At 69.4% G+C, this 14,082-nt stretch carries 8 protein-coding genes; 3 read left to right on the top strand and 5 right to left on the bottom strand.

Annotation, left to right across the window (positions count from 1 at the left end; all coding sequences use genetic code 11):
* Positions 1–65 precede the first annotated feature (65 nt).
* Together WMF11_RS20390 and WMF11_RS20385 are read left to right on the top strand one after the other, a co-directional pair.
* Positions 66–1,820, top strand: coding sequence for a hypothetical protein (locus tag WMF11_RS20390; protein ID WP_437910088.1), 1,755 nt, complete (start codon positions 66–68; stop codon positions 1,818–1,820).
* 344 nt (positions 1,821–2,164) lie between these two features.
* A complete protein-coding gene (locus tag WMF11_RS20385; protein ID WP_437978633.1) occupies positions 2,165–2,824 on the top strand; it encodes an alpha/beta fold hydrolase in 660 nt (219 codons plus the stop codon).
* A 106-nt stretch (positions 2,825–2,930) separates the two neighbouring features.
* Here the strand turns inward: WMF11_RS20385 and WMF11_RS20380 are convergent, their stop codons facing one another.
* Positions 2,931–3,122 (bottom strand): hypothetical protein, encoded by a 192-nt coding sequence (locus WMF11_RS20380; RefSeq protein WP_437978632.1) that lies wholly within the window; start codon positions 3,120–3,122, stop codon positions 2,931–2,933.
* Between the two features lie 811 nt (positions 3,123–3,933).
* Here WMF11_RS20380 and ltrA point away from each other — a divergent pair.
* Positions 3,934–5,253 (top strand): group II intron reverse transcriptase/maturase, encoded by a 1,320-nt coding sequence (gene ltrA / locus WMF11_RS20375; RefSeq protein ID WP_437978631.1) that lies wholly within the window; start codon positions 3,934–3,936, stop codon positions 5,251–5,253.
* Positions 5,254–5,618: 365 nt separating this feature from the next.
* On the opposite strand, the gene WMF11_RS20370 is transcribed toward ltrA, so the two are convergent.
* From WMF11_RS20370 to WMF11_RS20355, 4 genes are all read right to left on the bottom strand, one after another.
* Positions 5,619–9,386, bottom strand: a complete 3,768-nt coding sequence (locus tag WMF11_RS20370; protein ID WP_437978630.1) for a beta-propeller domain-containing protein — start codon at positions 9,384–9,386, stop codon at positions 5,619–5,621.
* Between the two features lie 97 nt (positions 9,387–9,483).
* On the bottom strand, positions 9,484–11,115 hold the full coding sequence (locus WMF11_RS20365) for a hypothetical protein (protein ID WP_437978629.1): 1,632 nt from the start codon (positions 11,113–11,115) through the stop codon (positions 9,484–9,486).
* Positions 11,084–12,391: a TIR domain-containing protein gene (locus WMF11_RS20360; RefSeq protein WP_437979327.1), complete on the bottom strand. Its 1,308-nt coding sequence runs from the start codon at positions 12,389–12,391 to the stop codon at positions 11,084–11,086. Before WMF11_RS20360 ends, WMF11_RS20365 begins: the two co-directional genes overlap by 32 nt.
* Positions 12,392–12,512: 121 nt before the next feature.
* Positions 12,513–13,898, bottom strand: coding sequence for an ATP-binding protein (locus tag WMF11_RS20355; protein ID WP_437978628.1), 1,386 nt, complete (start codon positions 13,896–13,898; stop codon positions 12,513–12,515).
* Positions 13,899–14,082: the final 184 nt, after the last annotated feature.

Below are 14,082 nucleotides of genomic sequence, written 5' to 3'. Positions count from 1 at the left end.
CGAGCGGGCGGTGCTACGCCCCGTCGGAGGGCGGTCGGCCAGGTCGTTTACACTGCGAGGCGGCGATGAGGAGCCGCCCTTTCATCACGCTGCGCCTCCCCAGGGTCGTTCATCCGGGCGAGGCGTTCGACGTCGGGCTCTCGCTCGAAAGCGCCGCGAAGACGCCCATCAACTTCGTGCGCGTGGCCCTGCGGCACACGCACGAGCAGCTGGTTCCGGGCGAGGGGACCTTCGAGGTTCGCGACCTGCTCCTCCTCAGCGAGGAGGTGGCCGGGGAGGGGCGGCTCGGCGAGGGGATTCACCGCTACCGGGTCTCGTTCGCGCTGCCTGGTGATCTCCCGCCGACGTTCGCCGGCGCCTTCCAGGCGTGCCGGTGCGAGGTCCGAGCGCACGTCTCCATTCCGTGGTGGCTCGACGCCCGGGAGAGCCAGGAGGTGGTCGTCCGGCCCAGGTCCGCTCAGCGGCCGGAAGACGGGCCGTTCATCGACGCGAGCCGCCGGGGGCGCGGCGCCTTCGTCGAGGTGTCGCTCCCGGGCCGGACCCTCACCCCGGGCGCGATCGTGACGGGGGCCGTCGCCTTCGGGGGTCTCCCGGGGCGCTACCCCTTCGGGCTCCGCGTCGCGCTGGTCGGCAACGGGGTGGAGCAGGTGAACGCGCGCAGCGGTTCGTACGAGAGCTGCCCGAACGTGTTCTTCCAGGACGTCACAGGGATCGCCGAGGGAACGGAGGTGCCTTTCCGCATCTCTCTGCCGGGCGATCTCGCGCCATCCTTCCGCCTCCGCGAGGTTGCCCTGGAGTACGCGCTGGAGGTGACGATCGAGCACCTGGCGGGCGGGGAGCTGGTGCGACACCGCGTGCCGGTGATCGTCGGCCTGTTCGAGCCGCGGACCGGGCGCGATGGAAAGCGGCCCCGGATCGGCGCGGATCGCTGGCGCGCGGTCTGGGCGCGCGCGGGGCGGCGGGTGGGGCTCTCGCTGGAACGGGGGCTCCGGCTCCGCGGCGTGCGCGCGGGGTGCACCGTCGAGGTGGCCTCTGCCGTGAAGGGGCTGAGGGCAGGCCTGGGCGCGACGGTGCGGTTCGCGGAGCCCTGGGGGTTGCGCCTCGACGTGCAGTGGCGGCGCGTGCTGGAGCTCGATGGGCTGGAGACGGGGGACGAGGGCTTCGATCGGCGCTTCCGGGCGGCGGGACGGGAGGAGGCGCAGGTGCGGGCCGTGCTCGGGCCTGCGCTCCGGCGTGCGCTGCGTGCTTTCCATCGGGCCGACGTGGACGACAGGGAGGCGTGGGTGTGGAGCGCCGCGGAGGCGTCGGACGAGCAGGCGCTCGGCGCGTTCCTGGCGCAGGTCAACGCGCTCGCGCAGGCGCTCGCGGAGGCTGGCGCGGCGCTGCCGCCGCCGGCGGCGATGGCGGCGTGGCTGCCCGCGTGGCGCCGCTTCGCGGAGGAGAGCGACGGGGCGCTCAGGGCCGGTTCGATGCGGCTCTCGGGGACGCTCGAAGGGGCGCGGTTCGAGCTGGAGACGCTGTTCAAGGGGGCCGTTCCTGCGAGGACACGGGTCTCGTTGCGGCTGGATCCGCCGATCGAGGGCGCGGCCAGGCCGAGGAACGCGGCGGAGCAGGGGATCGCAGCGGCGATCCTGGAGCAGGCGGCGCGCCTCGGGGCGGGTGCGGATGCGGAGGAGGGGGTCGCGGTGGCGCCGGGCGCGATCGCGGTGGTGATCGGGGCGCCGCTCGCGGATCCTGCGGCGGCGCGGGAGGTGCTGCGTCCCATGCTGGCGCTCGCGCGGCAGATGCGGGGGGAGGGGCGGGGTGGGCCGTACCGGTGAGGGGGATCGAGGGCGGGGGCGAGACATGGCCGGGGGCTGGTCGGCGGGACAGGCGGGGAGGTGGTGAGATGGCTGGCGGCTCGTCGGCGGGGCGAGCGGGTAGGTCGCGATCTGGGCGGCGGCTCGTCGGCGGGTAATGGTCAAGGTGCCAGTCGGTTGATCAACGTGAGCAGTTTGCGATAGCGGCTGTCCGATGAGGAGCTCGATGACGCCGAGGCTTCGGTCAGCGGAGAACACGAGGCCCAGGCCGCGAGGGGACAAAGCCCCGCCGGAGTCGTCGCTCTCCGCCACCTCTCCGCGGCCTTCGACCGTGACAGGTACGAGCTGTTCAAGGGAATGGAGGAATGCTAGAGCAGCGCGTGCCCAACTTCCTCCGCGAAGACTCAGAAGCATTGCTCTTCCTGCCCGGCGCAGGCGGTGACACGACGATGTGGAAGCCGGTCAGTGACGGCCTCTCGCACCGAGGTCGGCGGAGATTTTTCAGCTGGCCGGGGCTTGGTGGGGCAGCTGCAGATCCGGCGGTGCGTGGGATGTCCGACCTCGTCGAGCGCGTCGTGAACGAGATCACCGGCCCGGTGGTGCTTTTTGCGCAGTCGATGGGCGGGCTGATCGCATTGCGTGCGGCAATGGCGCGGCCGGAGCGTGTTCGAGCGATGGTTCTTTCCGTGACGTCCGGGGGCATTGATGTCCGTGCGTTGGGCGCGGTCGATTGGCGTCCACAGTTCGAGCAGCGGAACCCCGGTGCGCCACGCTGGTTCTTGGACGCGCGGGACGATCTCTCCCCGCGGCTGCATGAAATCTCCACGTCGGTGTTGCTGCTTTGGGGGGATGCTGATCCGATCAGCCCGGTGGCTGTGGGGCGTCGGCTCGCGGAGTTGCTGCCACGAGCCGAGTTGATCGTCGTCCCGGGCGGCACGCATGATCTGGTTTCCGAGCGCGCGGGCGAAGTCTCTCCGCATATCGAGCGGCACCTCGCACGAGCGCTGAAGTCGCCGGCGGGGTGACGCGCCGTTCGGCAAAATGATAATTGCGCGGTTCGCGCAGGAGTCAGACCCTGCCGGCCTGGAAATGTCCCGCATGCGGCCGCACGTTTGCTCGCAAGGGCCAGCGTCACGCCGGCGGTACCGGGGGATCGTAGCCGCCCTCTCCGCATGATCCGGCGTGGGCCCGCGCACGCCACCGCGCCCTGGCCAGCTTCAGCGCGTTGTTCTTGAGGGGGACCTGCGCGAGCAGAACCGGGCCGCAGCAGAGCTCCCAGACGTCATCGGCGCTCGGAATCGGCTCCGCGGGCTCGCCGGCCATGCCGTGTGGAGACGTTGGACTGCGAGCCTCCGAACAGCATCCGTCCTTGCGCGTCAAGGCGTCGATCCCAGGGCAGTCTCTCGCTGTGAGGCGAGGTGGGGGCGCTACCTGCTCGAAAGAAAATGACCCCTAGAACAACGATCACGTTGAAACCCGGAGAATTTTCACAGGGAGGCGGGGAGGGTGCGACCAGGCAAGGCTGGTCCCGAAGGAAAGGAGTGAGCGGTAGCTTCTGAAATCGGGTTTGCTGTCCAGCGGGTGCGAATCCCGCCCGGCCAAGGTCACGCCCGACCAGCCGGAAGCCAGCCTTGCGACGGGTCCCGTGAGGGGCTCGGCGATGCGTAGGCAGGCGAGCGAGCGAGCCGCAGCGTGTCAGCCACGAAATCCTCCAACGTCCGGGTGCCCAGGGTGTTCTTCCGCCTGAAGGCAACAGCGTCCTACCTCGCAAGGGCGGGAGGGGGACGCACCCGGCGGGGTATCTGGCTGCGGCGCGCAGCAAGAGGACGGCCCAGGCACCTGGGAGGCCCTCGTCTCTCCACGAGAAACGCCGGTACGACGGGGAGCCGGTGATCCGTCCCCGGGGCGAGACACGCCGCGGATGCCCGTGTCTCGCAGCCGAGCCCCAGCGGGCTCCGCAAGGAAAACGCGCATCCGCCTCGCGGTAGGCCCACAGCAAGGGGAACCGGAGCCGAAGCCGAAGGAGACGAGGGAGTCGGAGGGTCCCATACGAGCGAGGACGCGGGCGAACGGAGGGCACCGGAGCCCGTCAAGCAAAGGGGACCCGTGTCGAGAGGAACTTCAGGAGGGAACCATGAGCGCTGCCACGACGGCGAACACCATGTCACCGGGACTGTTGAAGGTAAGGGAGAGAGCGGAGCGAGACCCGGAAGGGGTCCTCCTCGCGCTGGCGCACCTCATCGACGAAGAAGCGCTGCAGCGTGCGTACCGCAGCCTTCGTAAGGACGCTGCGGTGGGCGTGGATGGCATCACGAAGGAGCAGTACGGGCAGGACCTGGAGCGCAACGTCGGCGATCTGCACGCGCGGATGAAGTCGATGCGCTACCGGCACCAGCCCATCCGGCGGGTGCACATCCCGAAGGAACGGGGCAAGACACGACCGATCGGCATCTCGTGCACCGAGGACAAGATCGTCCAGGCCGCGGTGCGGGAGGTGCTGGAGGTCGTCTACGAGCCGGTCTTTCGAGACGTCTCGTACGGGTTTCGGCCCGGTCGCAGCGCGCACGACGCGCTGCGAGCTCTGAACCGGATGCTGCTCGGCGGGGTGGAATGGATCCTGGAGGCCGACATCGAGTCCTTCTTTGACAGCATCGACCGCACGAAGCTGATGGAGATGCTCCAGGCCCGGGTAGCCGACAAGTCGCTGCTGCGGCTGATCGGCAAGTGTCTGCATGTGGGGGTCCTCGACGGCGCGGAGTTTTCGGCGCCGGAGGACGGGACGGTGCAGGGCTCGGTCCTGTCGCCGATGCTGGGCAACGTCTACCTTCACCACGTGCTCGACCTGTGGATCGAGCGCGAGGTCCAACCGCGGCTCGCGGGCAAGGCCACCCTGATCCGTTACGCCGACGATGTCGTCATCGGCTTCGACAGGGAGGACGACGCCAAGCGGGTGATGGAGGTGCTGCCGCGGCGTTTCGAGCGGTACGGACTGAAGCTGCATCCGGACAAGACCCGCCTGTTGCCCTTCGGCCGCCCGGACAACGGGGGACCTGGGAGCGAGGGGCCGGCGACCTTCGATTTCCTCGGCTTCACGCACTACTGGCGGCGAAGCCGATCGGGTCGATGGATGCCGAGCATGAAGACACGCAAGGCGCGCCTCCGACGGGCCATCACGGCCGTCGTCGACTTTTGCCGACGCCATCGGCACTTGCCGGTCAAGGAGCAACACGCCGCGCTCACACGACGCATCGTCGGGCACTGCAACTACTTCGGCGTAAACGGAAACATCCGGAGCCTCGCGCTCTTGATCCGTGAGGCCGAACGGGCATGGCACAAGTGGCTATGCCGGCGGAGCCAGCGTGCGTACCTGAACTGGGAGCGATTCAAGGCCCTGCTGCGGGATTTCCCGCTGCCCAGGCCGAGGATCCGCGTCCAGCTCTGGGCGTCCCCCTGAGCCCTCTCGGCGGAAGAGCCGGATGGTGGAAATCTCCTTGTCCGGATCTGGCGAGGGCCCCCCGGACCCGTCGGTCCGGGGGGCTACTCTACAAGAAGAAAATGAATTTCTCCCTCTTGCCGTCTCTCACTCCCCGCCTCCCCGCCTCCCCGTGAAATTCCTGCTTTTTCTCGTGGCTTCAACCCGTTTGTCGCTCTAGAAGCCGTCCGCTCGCCTCGCAACCCCGCCCAACAACCCGGATCTAGGGCAAAGCCTGTCGGATATGGTGCGGCGCCTGCTCGGCACGGCAGGCAGGCATATCGCGAGTTGGCCGGGAGGCTGGTCGGCAGGGCGGGCGGGTATGTCGGGAGTCGGCCCGGAGGAGTTTATCCGAAGCGGGCTCGGAGCTCCGAGACCGCGCGCCGGATGCCCTTCACCACGTCGGTCCAGGCTTCGTCGCGATTCTCCCAGAGGGTGACCGGCTTGCCGTTGTTCGGCAGCGCCTGGAGCCTGGCGAAGGGCGCGCTGTGCCAGTCGGTCGGCCGGAGAAGGACCGGGATGACCCGGGCCTGGCCGGCGTCGTGGCGTTCGAGGGCGCGCCTCATCTCGTGGTCGATGCAGGAGTCCGAGGCCAAGAAGCTGGCGCTGACGAGGAGGAGGACCACATCGGCCTCTTCGAGGTTCCTGTCGATCCGGTCGGCCCAGGCGTCGCCCGCGGCGACGCGGCGGTCGTGCCAGCTATCGAGGAGGCCCTCGCGTTCGAGGAGGGCGAGGTGGGTCTCGAGCTCGTCCCGGAGCGCCTCGTCCTTGTGGGAGTAGCTGAAGAAGAGGCGGGTGGGCCTGGGCGTAGCGGAGGCGTCCCGGGACGGGGTGGATGCGGAGCGCTCGATCAGCCAGAGGTTGCCGCTCGCGTCACCGGCGCAGACGAGCTCGCGCGACGCGGCCACGCACGCAAATGGGCCCATTCCATGCGCTGTGTCCGCGCGTGCTCCTGTCGCGGCGTCCCAGAACCTGAGCTTTCCGTCGTTGCCAGCAGCGATGATGTGCTGACCGTCGGAGCTCACTGCGCATGCGTTGACGCCATCGGCGTGGCCTTCGAGGGTGAAGTGGAGCTGCCCGGTCGCGAGCTCCCAGACCTTGAGCGTACCGTCCAGGGACGCGGAGACCACGCGCTGCCCATCGGGGCTGATCGCGCAGGCGTTGACCCACTTGGCGTGGCCTTCGAGGGTGGAGAGGAGCCGTCCGGTCGCGAGCTCCCAGACCTTCAGCGTCCTGTCGCCGGACGCGGAGACGATGCGCTGCCCATCGGGGCTGATCGCGCAGGCGTTGACCCAATCGGCGTGGTCTTCGAGGGTGGAGAGGAGCTGCCCGGTCGCGAGCTCCCAGATCTTCAGCGTCGTGTCCCCGGACGCGGAGACGATGCGCTGGCCGTCGGGGCTGATCGCGCAGGCGTTGACCCCATGGGCGTGGCCTTCGAGGGTGGAGAGGAGCTGCCCGGTCGCGGGCTCCCAGATCTTGAGCGTGCTGTCGTCGGACGTGGAGACGATGCGCTGCCCATCGGGGCTGATCGCGCAGCCCCTGACCCACCTGGAGTGGCCTGCGAGGGTAGCGAGGAGCCGTCCGCTGGACACATCCCAGACCTTGAGCGTCTCGTCGTCAGACGCGGACACGACACGCTGGCCGTCGGGGCTGATGGCACATGCGTAGATCCAGCCCGAGTGGCCGTGGAGTGAGGGGAGGAGCTGCCCGGCCGCGAGGTCCCAGACCTTGAGCGTCCTGTCGCCAGCGGCAGAGATGGCGCGCCGGCCGTCGGGGCTGACGGCACAGGCAGTGATCCAGTCGGAGTGACCTTCGAGGGTGGAGAGGAGTCGTCCGGTCGCGAGCTCCCAGATCTTGAGCGTCCTGTCGGCGGCGCCGGAGACGATGCGCTGGCCGTCGGGGCTGATCGCGCAGGACCTGACCCCCCTGGCGTGGCCGTGGAGCGTGGCGACGGGCTGCCCCGTTGCGAGGTCCCAGACCTTGAGCGTCCTGTCGGAGGAGGCGGAGACGATGTGCCGACCGTCGGGACTGACGGCACAGGCGTTGACCCAGTCGGAGTGACCTTCGAGGGTGGAGAGGAGTCGTCCGGTCGCGAGCTCCCAGACCTTGAGCGTCCTGTCGGCGGAGGAGGAGACGATGCGCTGGCCGTCGGGGCTGATCGCGCAGGACCTGACCCCCATGGCGTGGCCCTGGAGCGTGGCCAGGGGCTGACCCGTTGCGAGGTCCCAGACCTTGAGCGTCCAATCGGCGGCGGCGGAGACGACGCGCTGACCGTCGGGGCTGATCGCGCAGTCAGAGACCCCGTGGACGTGGCCCTGGAGCGTGGAGAGGAGCCGCCCGGTCGAGAGCTCCCAGACCTTGAGCGTCCCATCTCCTGAGGCGGAGACGACTCGCTGGCCATCGGGGCTGAGCGCGCAGGACTTGACCCCTTTGTTGACCCCTTTGGCGTGACCCTGGAGCGTGGAGAGGAGCCGCCCGGTCGAGAGCTCCCAGACCTTGAGCGTACCGTCGTCGGAGGCGGAGACGATGCGCTGGGCATCTGGGCTGATCGCGCATGCATTGACCCAATCGGCGTGACCGGAGAGCGTGCGCTCCTCGCCGGTCCACATCCGCACCGGATGGCGCAGCCGGAGCTTCGGCAGGCCGCGCGGGAACCGTACCGCCATCGCGATTCGGTGGGCTTCCCAGCCGGCCGAGCGCAGCCGGTTGTAGACCAGCTCTGGCAGCGCCTCCGGTGACTCACGGAGCCAGTGCGACTCGGCCCGCACCGCCCGGTAGAGCAGATCGAGCTCGCCGTCGTTGAGAACTCTCGCCGCCAGGCGCAGCGCATCCTCGATCGCTGCAGGTCCGTCTTCGCGACAGAGCGCCTCCAGCAGCCCGAGATCCCTGCAGAACCATCGCGCCTTCTCTTGCTCGCCCGCCGTGAGCGCGTGCGGGATCGCATGACGCACGGCGTATCGCCTCTGAAAATCGCTCGCATCTCCTGCGAGCGGCCACCGCGCCGTCGTCTCCAGGAGCCGCCGGTGCAGCTCGGCCATGCGCTTCGGCCCGAGCTTGTCCGCGACGAACGCGCGGAACGCCTCGTGGTACGGCCGGTACGCCCGCGCGCCGCGCCACGACGCTGGCTCCTCCAGGAGCAGCGCCCGCGCGGCGTGGAGGAAGTCCTCGCCGGCCTCCATACCCTGCCATCCCCACGCCGCCTCGATCTCCTCGAGCGGCAGCGCCTCGCGCGCCGCGCAGACCAGGCCCAGCCCGTTCGTGACCAGCCCGAACTGCTCGCGCGGCAGGCCCCGGAGCTGGCGCCAGATCTGCTCCAAGAACCCGCTCAGCCCGCGGGGCAGGCGCTCCACGCGGCGCTGCGCGATCGGCTGCTCCTCGAGCCATTCCCTGAGCTTCACCGCATAGAGCAGGTTCCCCTCCGCCCGCGCGACCGCCTCCTCGACGAGCCTCGGGTCGAGTCGCGGCGTGAACCGCGGCGCCTGATCGCCCCAGAACGCGCGGCAGGCCTGCTCGTTCGAGCTCGCCCACGCGGGCGCGTCGAGGTCGACGCGCCGCACGTTGCCGCGGCTCTCCAGCCAGTCGAGGTGCGGGTACTGCGGGCGCGAGGCGCAGAGCGCGTGCACGCGCGGCGGCAGCGCGTACGGCAGGAAGCCCGGCAGCGGGTTCTGTCCGGCGCCGTCGCTCCGCGCCTCGTCGAGGCCGTCGATGACGAGCACCAGGCGCTCTCCGCGGGGGGCGAGCTCGTGCTTGGAGACCTTCGCCAGGAGCTCGATCAGCCGGCTCTCGGGCCGCGCGTCGGGGTCCTTCTGCGCCGGGAAGAGCGCCTCGATCTGCGCCGAGAGGGAGCGCACGACCGCCTCGGGGCGATCCCAGTCCATGACGTCGCGCCGGAGGAAGTGGTGCGGCGCCCCGCGACCGCGCTGCTCTTCGGCGTCGAGCCATCGGGAGAGGATCGCGCTCTTGCCCATGCCGGGCCCGCCCGTGACGAGCACCCAGCGGCCCGACGCGCCGGCGCCGTCGAGGTGGCGATCGATGGCGGCGAGCACGTCCTCTCGACCGAAGAAGTGCTCGTGGCGGCTGCGCTCGATGCCGAAGTCGATGAGCTCTCTCGCCACCGCGGCAGTCTACCAGCGCGCATGCGCCGCCCGGCGAGCGCCGTGCGGCGCGGACCAGGGATTCGAGCGGCGTGTCCGCGCTCCCGGCCCCCGCTCCTCAGTCCCAGCGGTCGAGCTTGTAGGTAATCTGCCCGTTCTTCGTGGTGACGCGGAAGAGGTAATCCCACGTGCCGGCGCTCTTCTGGAGCTTGATGCCGCAGGCTGACGCCTCCTTGGCTCCCGCGATGGTCGCGTTCTTCGCGTACGCCTCCATGGTGGCGCGGATGCCGTGGTACTCGCTTCGCAGGTCTTCCGGAAAGAAGCCACCGCTGCGCTCGTGGTTCACGTCTCGCGCGCCGTCGAGGAGGAAGAAGACCGACTGGCCCTGGTGCGGGTACTTGTCCGGGCCGTCCCACATCGTCGGCTGCAGCGCGATCGCCGTGACGTCCTGGAACTGCCCCGCCTTCAGGTTCCACGCGCTCGCCGGCGAGCCCTTGACGTAGAGGTACCAGCTCACCTGGTTCCGCTTTTCTTCGCGATCCCACTGGAGGATGGGCGGCGAATCAGGGTTCGCGGCCGTCACCAGCGCCGCGTACGACGCGTTCTGCTCCGGCACGAAGAACTCGATGCGCTCCGCGTCTGCGAGCACGGTCCGCTGGAACTTCTCCCAGGTCATGACGACCGGCGGCTGCTCCACGGACGCTGCGGCCGTGGCGATCTTGGCCTTCAGGTGGCCGAAGACGCCGCCGCCCTGCTGGGGCGCACCCGCCTTCGGCTTCCACAGCGCCTGGATGTCTTCCAGCCTGGCGAACCGGCGTTCCAGCGCGCCGGCCGAGCCGAGCTTCTGCACGATGGCCTCGGCCTGCGCGATGTTGCCCGCGCTCGGCGCCGCCTGGGGGCGCTGGTAGAGGAGCGGGTGCATCTTGGCGTCGAACTTCGCCTTGATGTCGGCGAAGCCGAGCCCGGCCTGGATATCCTCCAGGAGGGTGCCGATCATGCCGCTGCGCACGTGGCAGAACCCGGCCGGCGCGGTCGCCGCGGCGAGCCATGTGAGGTTGTCGCGGGCGACGGGGTTCTTCGTCGCCGCGCGCGCCTCATGCAGATCGACAAGCCACGTCGCGACGCCGATGCACTTCTCCGATCGGTAGAGGTTCCCGGTGGTCAGGAGGGTGTGCGCCTGCCTCACGACCTCGAGCGGGAACTCGGCGAGCCCTCGGCAGAGCGTGCCGTAGTCCTGGAGCTTCTCGGCCACGACCTGCGAGGTGGTCTGCACGGCGGACGGCTTGAAGACGAGCTCCCGCCCGGGCGCGACGGCCATGTGCTTCCAGGAGAAGGGCGGCTTCTGGCTCTTGTTGCTCGGCATCCCCCACGTGCGCTCGTCGGAGAGGAAGACGCCGGTCACCTTCGCGCGCGCGACGAGGAGCGCCATGGCCTCGACGGAGGCCCGGAAGAACGGCGGCGCTGCATCGGGGGCCCACGCGATTGACGTCGCGGTCCCATCGGGCGCGACCTTCACCAGCCCGCCGAAGCGCTCGACGAAGCGGCGGCACGCGCTGCATGTGTAGTGCTGGCGCCGATCCGCGCGGAGCCCGTCGAGGAACGCGTCGAAGAGGCCGGCGGCATCCGTGGTGAAGAGGCGCGCGCCGCCGGCGGTGACCTCGCCGAAGCGGGCGCGGATGGCTTCGAGGAAGGCGGGGTACTGCTCGTCGTCGATCGGCTCAGCCTGAGACGTCGTGATCGCGTCGGACATCGCGTGCTCCTTGAAGGGCGTCGATGCGCCCATCGTATCCGGTGTGCCCTCGGAGCGCCTCGACCGCGCGCCGGATGCCCTTCACCACGTCGGCCCAGGCTTCGTCGCGGTCTCGCCAGAGGGTGACCGGTCTAGCATCCTTGGGCAGCGCCTGGAGCCTGGCAAAGGGTGCACTGTGCCAGTCAGCCTCTCGGAGGATGACCGGGATGACGCAGGCCTGGCCGGTGTCGTGGCGGTCAAGGGCGCGCAACATCTGGTCGTTGTAGCAGTCATTGGAGGCGAGGAAGTCAGCGCTCACGAGGAGCAGGATCAACTCGGCTTTGTTGAGGTGCTTGTCGATCTGGCGAGCCCGCTCATCGCCAACAGCGACGCGGCGATCATGCCAGCTATCGAGGAGACCCTCGCGCTTGAGGAGAGCGAGATGGGTCTCCAGATTTTTGCGGAGAGCGTCGTCCTCGTGGGAGTAGCTGATGAAGAGGCGAATGGGTCTGTTTGCCGAATAACCGTCCTCAAGAGGCACCGAGGTCGTGAAATAGAGATGCCAGAGGTTGCCGCTTGCGCCGCCCGCACAGAGGTTCTGATGTGATACGGCCACGCTGACGAATGGGCTGGTTCCATGCACCATATCCAGGCATTCTCCTGTCGATGTTTTCCATATCTTGAGCGTCATGTCCCGAGAGGCCGAGACGATGCGCTGGCCATCAGGGCTGATCGCGCAGGCAATTACAGGAGCGGCGTGGCCTTCGAGGGTGGAGAGGAGCTGCCCGGTCGCCACGTCCCATACCTTGAGTGTCCTGTCCCGAGAGGCCGAGACGATGAACTGGTCATCAGGGCCGATCACGCAGGCACTGACCCAGTCGGAGTGGCCTTCGAGCGTGGAACGTTGCTGCCAGGCCGCAACGTTCCATATCTTGAGCGTCCTGTCATCAGATGCCGAGACGATGCGCTGGCCATCAGGACCGACTGCACAGGCATTGACCCGATCGGAATGGCCTTTGAGGGTGGAGAGGAGCTGCCCGGTCGCGACGTCCCATACCTTGATCGTCCTGTCCTCGGACGCCGAGACGATGCGCTGGCCATCAGGGCTGATCGCGCAGGCCACTGCCGAACCGGAGTGGCCTTCGAGGGTGGAGAGGAGCTGCCCGGTCGCGACATCCCATACCCTGAGTGTCCTGTCCTGAGACGCCGAGACGATGCGCAGGCCATCGGGGCTGATCGCGCAGCCATTGACCGAATAGGAGTAGCCGTGCAGCGTGCGCTCCTCTCCAGTCCACATCCGTACCGGATGTTGCAGCCGGATCTCCGGCAACCCACGCGGAAACAGCAGTGTTCTGGCGATTCGCTCCTCTTCCCATCCGGCCGAGCGCAGCCGGTTGTAGACCAGCTCCGGCAGCGCCTCAGGTGTCTCGCGCAGCCAGTGCGACTCGGCCCGCACTGCCCGGTGCAGCAGGTCGATGTCGCCGTCCCCGAGCTCCTTCGCGCCGAGGCTCAGCGCATCCTCGAGCGCAGCCGGCCCATCCCCGCTGCAGAGCGCCTCGAGCAGCCTGAGGTCCCGGCAGAGTCCCCGCACCTTCTCCCGCTCGCCCGCCGCGAGCGCATGCGCGATCGCGTGCCGCGCTTGCATACCGCCCATGGAACTCGCTCTCCCCCTCTGCCACCGGCCACTGCGCCGTCGTTTCCAGCAGCCGCCCGTGCAGCTTGGCCATGCGCTTCGGCCCGAGCTTCTCCGCGACGAACGCGCGAAACGCCTCGTGGTACGGCCGGTACGCCTGCTCGCCGCGCCACGACGCCGGCTCCTCGAGGAGCAGCGCCCGCGCTGCGCGGAGGAAGTCGTCGCGGGCCTTCACGTTGCGCCACCCCCCCGCGGCCTTGATCTCCTCGAGCGGCAGCGCCTCGCGCGCCGCGCAGACCAGCCCGAGCCCGCTCGCAACCAGTTTGAACTGCTTACCTGGCAAGCTCCAGAGCTGGTGCCAGATCTGCTCCAGGAACCCGCTCAGCCCGCGCGGCAGGCGCTCGACGCGCCGCTGTTCGACGGGCTGCTCCTCGAGCCATTCTTTGAGCTTCACCGCATAGAGCAGGTTTCCCTCCGCCCGCGCGACCGCCTCCTCGACGAGCCCCGGGTCGAGCCGCGGCGTGAACTGCGGCGCCTGATCGGCCCAGAACGCGCGGCAAGCCCGCTCGTTCGAGCCTGCCCACTCGGGCGCGTCGAGGTCGATGCGGCGCACGTTGCTGCGGCTCTCCAGCCACGCGAGGTGCGGGTACTGCGGGCGCGAAGCGCAGAGCGCGTGCACCCGCGGCGGCAGCGCGTAGGGCAGGAAGCCCGGCAGCGGGTTCTGCCCGGCGCCGTCGCTCCGCGCCTCGTCGAGGCCGTCCACGACGAGCACCAGGCGCTCTCCGCGGGGGACGAGCTCGTGCTTGGAGACCTTCGCCAGGAGCTCGATCAGCCGGCTCTCCGGCCGCGCCTCGGGGTCCTTCTGCACCGGGTAGAGCGCCTCGATCTGCGCCGCGAGGGAGCGCGTGACCGCCTCGGGGCGATCCCAGTCCATGACGTCGCGCCGGAGGAAGTGGTGCGGCGCCCTGTGGCCGCGCTGCTCCTCGACGTCGAGCCACCGGGAGAGGATCGCGCTCTTGCCCATGCCGGGCCCGCCCGTGACGAGCACCCAGCGGCCCGACGCTCCCGCGCCGTCGAGGTGGCGATCGATGGCGGCGAGCACGTCCTCTCGACCGAAGAAGTGCTCGTGGCGGCTGCGCTCGATGCCGAAGTCGATGAGGTCTCTCGCCACGGCGGAAGTCTAACAGACGACCTCCTCGTTGACGCGAGCGGCAGAGCGTCTGCGCGTCCCCCTTCGATCCGCGGCGGCGCAGGTCCCAGCGATCCGAACGTCAAACCCGGCGCGAGGAGAAGCGACGGTAGCCGCCGCGTTGAGCCTGCTGCCTCATCGCCGGCTCCACGTGCTAGAAAGATCA

The sequence above is a fragment of the Sorangium sp. So ce295 genome (assembly GCF_051527405.1).
In the GTDB taxonomy this organism is placed as follows: Bacteria; Myxococcota_A; Polyangia; order Polyangiales; family Polyangiaceae; genus Sorangium; species Sorangium cellulosum_B.
This window is presented reverse-complemented; position numbering and strand designations above follow the sequence as displayed.

Coding starts and splice junctions, on each gene's coding strand:
- WMF11_RS20390 (WP_437910088.1), top strand. CDS start 66: ATGAGGAGCCGCCCTTTCATCACGCTGCGCCTCCCCAGGGTCGTTCAT.
- WMF11_RS20385 (WP_437978633.1), top strand. CDS start 2,165: ATGCTAGAGCAGCGCGTGCCCAACTTCCTCCGCGAAGACTCAGAAGCA.
- WMF11_RS20380 (WP_437978632.1), bottom strand. CDS start 3,122: ATGGCCGGCGAGCCCGCGGAGCCGATTCCGAGCGCCGATGACGTCTGG.
- ltrA (WP_437978631.1), top strand. CDS start 3,934: ATGAGCGCTGCCACGACGGCGAACACCATGTCACCGGGACTGTTGAAG.
- WMF11_RS20365 (WP_437978629.1), bottom strand. CDS start 11,115: ATGTCCGACGCGATCACGACGTCTCAGGCTGAGCCGATCGACGACGAG.
- WMF11_RS20360 (WP_437979327.1), bottom strand. CDS start 12,391: ATGTGGACTGGAGAGGAGCGCACGCTGCACGGCTACTCCTATTCGGTC.